Here is a 7286-nt window from a genome sequence, read left to right on the forward strand (position 1 = left end):
ACGGTACGTATGTAGCCGATCTTCCATCACAGCATTCATCGGATGATACAAATGTAGCTGATCTGCCATCACAGTACTCATCGGAAGATACGTATGTAGCCGACCTGCCGTCGCAGCATTCAGCGGACGGCACAAATGTAGCAGACCTTCCGTCGCAGCATTCAGCGGACGGCACATATGTAGCCGATTTGCCATCGCAGCATTCAGCCGGTGGTTCCCAAATAGCAGATCTTCCTTCACGGCATATGGTTGGAGACAACTTAGCTTAATAACTGATGAGACAGCCAGTTCCTTTTTCGGACGGGCTGTTTTCTTTTTTTTCGCAAAAATAAGATTGATGTATGCAAAGGGATTCCGTCTTAAGAAAGCACTAAGGGCCTAGCCGAGTTTCTTCTACCCAAGCTTGTTCCATACTTTCTGCAAACTTTTGGTCTATAATTGTTCTATAGGCAGAGAAGAAAAGGCTCTGGAATGTACCAGAACCTCTTTTTGTTTGTGGTTTTCATTTAAAATTAACCTTGGAAATGTACATTAATCAACTATGTCCATGTGACCGCCATTCATCATTTGAAAATTTTTGCTAGGCATTGCGCCATTTGTTCCGTGGCAATCATTGTACATTTGCTTTAATTCTTCATTTGATAGATCCGGGTGCATTTTTTCCATCAGTGGTTTCATCTGTCCAAAATTGAAAGTGCCTTTGCCTTCATTTGTTTCCTCTGCGAATACTGAAGTGCTTGCCCCAAGAATAAGTGCTGCACTTATGAGGATCAGTACTATTGGTTTCACGATTGACCAGCTCCTTTCAGGTATATCTTTATTTTAAAGAGGCATTTTGCAAAAACTTAGCAGAAGCTGTGACAAAGTATTGAAATCATTAAAAGGTTAAACAATGAGTACCGGAGGAAAAAGTATGGTGTTGTTTGAATACCTGGCAGGTCTGCCAATTTGGCTCGCAATTTTGATTAGCCTATTGGTAAGTGTGTTTATTTCTATTGCTGGTATCGTACCGAGTACATTTGTGACAGCAGCCAATATCGTGTACTTCGGTTTCGCAGGTGGACTAGCCGTTTCAATCATTGGGGAGGCTGTTGGTGCGATCATCAGTTTCTTTCTTTATAGGAAAGGCATAAAAAAACTCGGGGAGAAATTTAACGGTGGTACGCACACCATAAAGCTATTGGAAAAACTGAAGAATACAGGGGGAAGGGAGGCATTCATTCTCGTTTTGCTGCTGAGGATCTTTCCCTTCGCTCCGTCAGGGCTTATTACTTTGGCTGCCTCAATCAGCAAGATGGATGCGGCAGCATTTATGGTTTCAAGCACCATCGGTAAAATCCCGGCTCTCCTGATTGAATCCTATTCTGTACATACTGTACTTAGCTGGAAAATGGAGTATCAGCTTGCAGCAGCTTTCTTTGCTGTTGGAGTAGGTATTTGCTACTATTATTGGACAACTAAGAGAAAAAACGGAGGAAATAATAATGAAAATAAATAAAAAAAGCTTTATGATCACACTTGTGGCAGCAATGCTTGTGTTTACTGGCTGCTCTAATGAAAAGGAAGAAACAAAGCAAGCCCCATCAGAAGAAAATCAACAGGATAAGGCTAACGAAGAAAAGCAGGCGGATCAGTCGAATGATAAACAACAGCAAAATGCAGGAACTGATTTTATCGTAAAAGCAGAGCCTCAGACAATTGAGCATATGCATGGAATCGGATATCCGGGCAACGATGAAGGACTCTATGTGGCATCACATAATGGAATCAAGATTTATAAAGACGGCCAATGGTTTGAAACGGCTGCAGAAAAACATGACTATATGGGCTTCCAGGCCGTAAAGGATGGGTTTTACTCAAGCGGCCATCCGGAAGAAGGATCCTCATTGAAAAATCCTCTAGGTCTTGTTAAAAGCACTGATTTTGGCAAATCACTTGAAAGAGCAGCTTTCTATGGAGAAAGTGACTTTCACTTCCTGTCGGCAAGCTACCAGGATCATGCGTTATATATCATTAATGAACAGCCTAATTCCGAACTGGATGCAGGTGTTTATGTATCAAAGGATAATGCTAAGAGCTGGGAGCAAGTTGCCTTGAAGGGATTTGAAGCAAATACGCTCGGCATGATTGCTGTTCATCCTGACAAAGGTGAAACTTTTGCAATGGCCACTAAGGAAGGTGTTTTTGTTTCAGAGGATTCAGGAAAGACTGTGAAGGAAAATGGCGATTATCAAATGGTGACCGGTGGTGCATTCTCCAAGGAATCCCTGTACATTTCCCCAGTTGAAGATCAGAAAATTAAGCTTATGAAGCTTGACGATGGTATAGAAGGAGTAGAACTGCCAATCCCAACCTTGGCTTATGATAATCCAATTACTTATATTGCTGCAGACTATGAGGAGGAAGGGAGAATCGCCTTCATTACGATCCTGAATGATTTATATGAATCGACTGACGGCGGACAGACTTGGAAGCAGTTACTCGTCAATGGGAAAATTAAATAGACAGAAATAAAAATGCCACAACTTAATCCGCTGTGGCATTTTTATTTAATTATTTCTCCTCTTTTCCAAGCACGCGGTTCACACGTTTGCGGAGCATGGCCATCCCGCTTCCGCCAGCCTGGAAGTGGCGAAGTTTACCTTCTGCATCAAATACATAATAAGCAGGAACATATTTATTTTCAAAGGCCTCTGTGAGTTTATGCTCGCCATCAATGAAGGTTGGCTGGGAAATATCATGGCCCATTGCCATTGCTTCAATCACTGCAACATCAAGATCATTTTCCGAGCGAGGCATATGAACCGCCAAGATGTTCAATTCATCCTCATATTCATCACGGAACTCATTCACTTCCGGCATTGCTTCCTTACAAAGGCCACAGCTGACGGACCAGAAATGGATCAAAGTAGGTTTCCCTAAAAGTTCTTCTTTTGTTACTTCACCGTTTAACCAGCCAGTAGCGCCAGTTAATTCCGGCATTTCATCTCTTAATTTCATCACAGAATCCTCCCCTGAACATTGTCTATTATGTAAATATATTATCATTAAAATTATTTAAAAATCAATATTTAATTATAATTATTATTATATATAAATGATTATCAATTATTATCTTTTAACGAATCCTTATTATATAGAAAAGAAAAGCGAGCTTTTAGAGCATAAAAAAATAGTCCAATTTAGCATGTATGTTTTTTAAAAAAATTCAGGAGTATTTTTTACCGTATAAGGTATATATAAAGGGGATTATTTTTCAGTATGGATTCCATCTGACCATAAATACTATTGAGTAGGAAGGGAGATTACTATGTCAATTTCTGCAGAAAAAGTACTGGACGCAAAAGGGCTGGCATGCCCGATGCCAATCGTGAGAACGAAGAAAATGATGAATGAATTGGAGCCTGGACAAGTGATAGAGGTGCAGGCAACTGATAAAGGATCAACGACAGATTTAAAAGCATGGTCAGAGAGTACAGGCTTGTGGACGATCAGTATTTATTAACCGGGAACCTCTTGTTCATCGACTCAATCGGACGTCCTGACCTTGCCGGCTTGGCGCAGGACTGGGTAGGCGACCTGAGACAGACTTTATATAACCGCTATAAAGAGCTGGCAGATGAATTGCTTGTTCTCCCGGCTCATTATATGGGTATCAATGAAATGAACGATGACGGCAGTATATCTGAAAAGCTTGGGGTCCTGTATGCACAAAATCACGGCTTGCAGATAGAGAGCGAAGAAACGTTCAGAAAAACGGTTACCGAAAACCTTCCGCCGCAGCCTAACTCCTATCAGGAAATCAGGCAGACGAATATGGGGAAAATCAGCCCGGATATCGAAGAACAGCGTGAGATGGAAATCGGTCCTAATCGCTGTGCAGTTCGTTAATAAAATGAAAACAGAAGGGGATACCATTTTAGGTACTCCTTTCGATTATTAAATTGGCTAAGGCTTTTTTCGCAAGCTTCATGCTTCTCAGACTTTGCCAGGAAATTTACGAAAACAGCCTTATAATAATTGGAGGAGTTACAATGAAAAAGTTGACAATCATCCAGCAGAATGATATTCATGGCAGCCTAGATCTTCATCATGAATTATTTTGGCAGGGGAATACGCCTGAATTGAAACAAACAGGCGGTTTACCCCGCCTTGCAAAATATGTAAAGGATTTAAAGTCGCAAAACGATAATGTCCTCTTCCTTGATGGCGGGGATTTATTTCACGGAACCTTACCACTTGTTTCAACAAAAGGTGAGGCGCTTTTGCCTGCTCTGGAAAAAATGCAGCTAGACGCCTGGGTTCCGGGGAACTGGGATTTCGCTTACGGGAAGGAACAATTGGAATTGTTGGCAAACAGTTTGCCCTTCCCGACACTTGCTTGCAATGTAACGAGTGAGGACCCCGCTGATACGTTTTTAAAACCATTTACAATCAAAGAGGTACAGGGAATAAAAGTTGGAATAATCGGACTTACGTATCCATATGTAGATGAAACCATGCCTGATAGCTTCTCTAAAGGACTCGTTTTTTCTAAGGGTGTAGATGAGACCCGTAAGTGTGTGACAGAGCTTAAAGGTCAGGTAGATTTAGTGTTGCTGCTAAGTCATATGGGACTTCCTCTTGATGTAGAACTTGCTACTCTCGTAGATGGGATTGATATCATTTTATCAGGGCATAGTCATGACAGGATTGAGCAGCCAATTACGGTAAATGGAACCGTCGTTGTCCAGGCAGGGTCTAGTTCATCCTTCCTTGGTAAACTTGATGTCACCCTGGAAAACGGAAAAATGGAAGACTACCAATACGAACTAGTCGCAATGGATGAACGGTTCCCGGACGATGAGGAAATGGCGGGGATCATTGCAGATATTTTAGAGCCTTATCAACAGGAACGGACAAACGTTGTCGGTAAAACAGATTCAATTTTACACCGGATGACCTTGAATGAAGCCCCGATGGATAAACTGATTACCGATGCCTATCTGAATGCATTTGATACCGATCTGGCCTTTTCACATGGCTGGCGATATGGAACGCCGGTGCCATCTGGTGACATTACGGAATACGATCTACACACAATCATTCCGACTAATCCTGAACTGTTTACGATGGAGATGACAGGGGAGCGCCTTGTTAAGGCTCTTGAGAAGAATCTTGAAATGGTATTCTCCAGGGATCCGTTCAAACAAAAAGGCGGTTATATCTTGAGGTCATCAGGATTGTTCATGGCCTTTAAACCATATAACCCTGAAGGGAACAGAATCCAAAAGCTGCTGATTGGCGGCGAGGAAATCGACATGGGCAAAAATTACAAGATAGCCGGAGGCGGAAGGCAGCTGTTTAAGGGAGCAGAGGCTGATAAAACCTATCACGGTGTCCATGCTATTGAGGTCATTAAGCAGTTCTTAAAGGAAAAGGGGACTTTTACAGCCGATGAACAACCGAAAATCCTAAGTATATAATGATAGTTTTTTTAAGGGTCAAAGAAAGCAACATACTCTATCGGGCAATTTAATAGGTAATAATCAGCTAAATCCCTATGAGATTTGGCTGATTATTATATCGGGTCTTTAAAAAAAGAAGTCGCGGCTTAACCGCGACTTGTTTCTATTTCAATCCAGTTAAATCCTTCATCATATTCTCATCCATTGGACCGACGATTTTCTTAGTGATCACACCGTTTTCATCGAGAATATAACTTGTTGGGATTGTGAATGCCTGGTAGGTTGTTCCGGCCACGCCTTCCTCATCAAGAGGAATCGTGAAGGTCAAACCATATTCTTTAACAAACTTTTGGACTTCATCGACGCCTTTATCCATATTTGTCAGGTTAACAGCGAGGATTTCCACGCCTTTATCCTTGTTTTCTTCATAAAATTTTTGCATGTGCGGCATTTCGGCTTTACATGGAGGACACCATGTTGCCCAGAAATTCAGGATGACTTTTTTGCCGCGATAGTCTGAAAGCTTAACTGATTTACCATCAAGAGTAGTCAGTTCGAAATCAGGAGCTTCAGCCCCTTCACGTAACGCAGAAAGCTTAGCACCAGGTATGTCATCAGTTTCAACTGTTTCTTCCGTTTGATCTGTCGTTTTCTTTTCACTCTCAGTCAAATTAGGCTTCCAAATATTCACAATCAGAATGACAGCCGCAAGAGCTAGAATGGCAAAAGATAATAGGTTTTTGTTCAAGACTGTAGCTCCTCCTTATTTACTCGCTGAAAAATCAGCAAGAAGATTCCAAGCACAATGATTAACATATTTTCTGCAGAGAGTAATTCTGAAAATAAGCTCAGGATTAGCACTTCTAGCATTAGGAACAAAATTGCATATTGCTGGTTCAGTTTAGCCATCTTAAAAAAATACAAAATAAAGCCTAACAGAAAAGCAGCCTGGACTGCTGCCGCCAGGGTATTCTGGGAAAAGGCAAACAAGACAGTCTCGTATAGAAGGAAAAAAATAAAGTATGCAGGAAGAAATTCGTTCCTGTTGATTCCACTGTCCTTTTTCCGCGCTAAAAAAAATAAATAAAGTGCGATACCGGCAAAGGCAAGGATCTGTCCATTTGTACCGCCATTGAAGTAGAGCAGGGATAGCGGGGTATCAATGAACATTTTAAAATTAAAGAGCGCGTAGCTAAGCTTTGAAATAGCAATATAAATAAAGAAGCTATTCCAATACCAGTCGCCAATGCTTTTCTTTTCCTTAAGCCAGTATACCATGGCTCCGATAAAAATCGCGGCAAAAGCTGCAAGCAAATCTACTGGCAGCGTAAATCTGCCGACCGTTATATAATTCAAGCAACATCACCTTTTTTGGGCTGGTCTGGCGTAAACTCAATCTTGTACTGTACATCAATGCTGCCGATTACCGATTGAATCATGCCGCAATTTTTCAATACGAGAATGCCAAGTTTTTCAGCCTGGTCCGCCTTTTCTTTTTGATCCGTTTGGACACTCACATTGAATGTCAGCTGTTCAATCCGATTAGCTTCATCTGGATTCCTTACAGCAGAAACATTTACGTCAATTCTCTTATAGTCTATTCTTTTCTTTGTTAAAATATTTGCAAGCAGGGAAGTGCTGCAGCCCACTAGTGATGAAACAAATAGCTCAAAAGGGCGGTATCCCAGTTCGCTATTTGGCGATACCGGAAGGAACCCGTATTCAAGCTGCCCAATAATTTTATCATTATAATAAGTAAATTCCATTGATCTCGCTCCCTTTTTTAAGGCTTTTTCGTGAACGATGTTGCTTTTAAACTTTAGCTCTGTTAAACAAGGC

At 41.4% G+C, this 7286-nt stretch carries 9 protein-coding genes and 2 pseudogenes; 6 read left to right on the forward strand and 5 right to left on the reverse strand.

The window, feature by feature from the left end; all coding sequences use genetic code 11:
• The coding region (locus tag V7654_RS18085; protein WP_335432117.1) for a hypothetical protein at positions 1–269 on the forward strand (269 nt) is incomplete at its 5' end.
• Positions 270–531: 262 nt separating this feature from the next.
• On the opposite strand, the gene V7654_RS18090 is transcribed toward V7654_RS18085, so the two are convergent.
• Positions 532–789 carry a hypothetical protein gene (locus tag V7654_RS18090; RefSeq protein WP_335432118.1) on the reverse strand — a complete coding sequence of 86 codons (258 nt, stop codon included), beginning with the start codon at positions 787–789 and terminating at the stop codon, positions 532–534.
• A gap of 124 nt (positions 790–913) precedes the next feature.
• On the opposite strand from V7654_RS18090, the gene V7654_RS18095 reads away from it, so the two are divergent.
• Together V7654_RS18095 and V7654_RS18100 are read left to right on the forward strand one after the other, a co-directional pair.
• Complete coding sequence (locus tag V7654_RS18095) at positions 914–1498, forward strand: TVP38/TMEM64 family protein (protein WP_335432120.1); 585 nt, start codon at positions 914–916, stop codon at positions 1496–1498.
• Entirely contained in the window at positions 1485–2504 is a 1020-nt protein-coding gene (locus tag V7654_RS18100) for a F510_1955 family glycosylhydrolase (RefSeq protein WP_335432121.1), read from the forward strand. Before V7654_RS18095 ends, V7654_RS18100 begins: the two co-directional genes overlap by 14 nt.
• A 49-nt stretch (positions 2505–2553) precedes the next feature.
• Here V7654_RS18100 and V7654_RS18105 read toward each other — a convergent pair whose 3' ends face one another.
• Complete coding sequence (locus tag V7654_RS18105; RefSeq protein WP_335432122.1) at positions 2554–3000, reverse strand: TlpA family protein disulfide reductase; 447 nt, start codon at positions 2998–3000, stop codon at positions 2554–2556.
• A 310-nt stretch (positions 3001–3310) separates the two neighbouring features.
• Here V7654_RS18105 and V7654_RS18110 point away from each other — a divergent pair.
• The 3 genes and pseudogenes from V7654_RS18110 to V7654_RS18120 form a co-directional block, all read left to right on the forward strand.
• Positions 3311–3481 (forward strand): annotated as a pseudogene (locus V7654_RS18110) (sulfurtransferase TusA family protein); the annotation flags it as partial.
• A pseudogene (locus V7654_RS18115) lies at positions 3481–3891 on the forward strand (MBL fold metallo-hydrolase); the annotation flags it as partial. The pseudogenes V7654_RS18110 and V7654_RS18115, both read left to right, overlap by 1 nt.
• A gap of 143 nt (positions 3892–4034) precedes the next feature.
• Complete coding sequence (locus V7654_RS18120; protein WP_335432123.1) at positions 4035–5465, forward strand: bifunctional metallophosphatase/5'-nucleotidase; 1431 nt, start codon at positions 4035–4037, stop codon at positions 5463–5465.
• Positions 5466–5610: 145 nt separating this feature from the next.
• Here the strand turns inward: V7654_RS18120 and V7654_RS18125 are convergent, their stop codons facing one another.
• The 3 genes from V7654_RS18125 to V7654_RS18135 all read right to left on the reverse strand — a co-directional run.
• Entirely contained in the window at positions 5611–6195 is a 585-nt protein-coding gene (locus V7654_RS18125) for a peroxiredoxin family protein (RefSeq protein WP_335432124.1), read from the reverse strand.
• Entirely contained in the window at positions 6192–6803 is a 612-nt protein-coding gene (locus tag V7654_RS18130; protein WP_335432126.1) for a hypothetical protein, read from the reverse strand. Before V7654_RS18130 ends, V7654_RS18125 begins: the two co-directional genes overlap by 4 nt.
• A partial coding sequence (locus tag V7654_RS18135) for an OsmC family protein (RefSeq protein WP_335432127.1) occupies positions 6800–7286 on the reverse strand: 487 nt, incomplete at its 5' end. The genes V7654_RS18135 and V7654_RS18130, both read right to left, overlap by 4 nt.

Origin of the sequence: Bacillus sp. JJ1609, assembly GCF_036967045.1 — a bacterium.
Classification (GTDB): Bacteria; Bacillota; Bacilli; order Bacillales; family Cytobacillaceae; genus Mesobacillus.

What these genes read in the sequence shown, in the direction of transcription:
- V7654_RS18095 (WP_335432120.1), top strand. Translation starts at nt 914, where the DNA reads ATGGTGTTGTTTGAATACCTGGCAGGTCTGCCAATTTGGCTCGCAATT.
- V7654_RS18100 (WP_335432121.1), top strand. Translation starts at nt 1,485, where the DNA reads ATGAAAATAAATAAAAAAAGCTTTATGATCACACTTGTGGCAGCAATG.
- V7654_RS18105 (WP_335432122.1), bottom strand. Translation starts at nt 3,000, where the DNA reads ATGAAATTAAGAGATGAAATGCCGGAATTAACTGGCGCTACTGGCTGG.
- V7654_RS18120 (WP_335432123.1), top strand. Translation starts at nt 4,035, where the DNA reads ATGAAAAAGTTGACAATCATCCAGCAGAATGATATTCATGGCAGCCTA.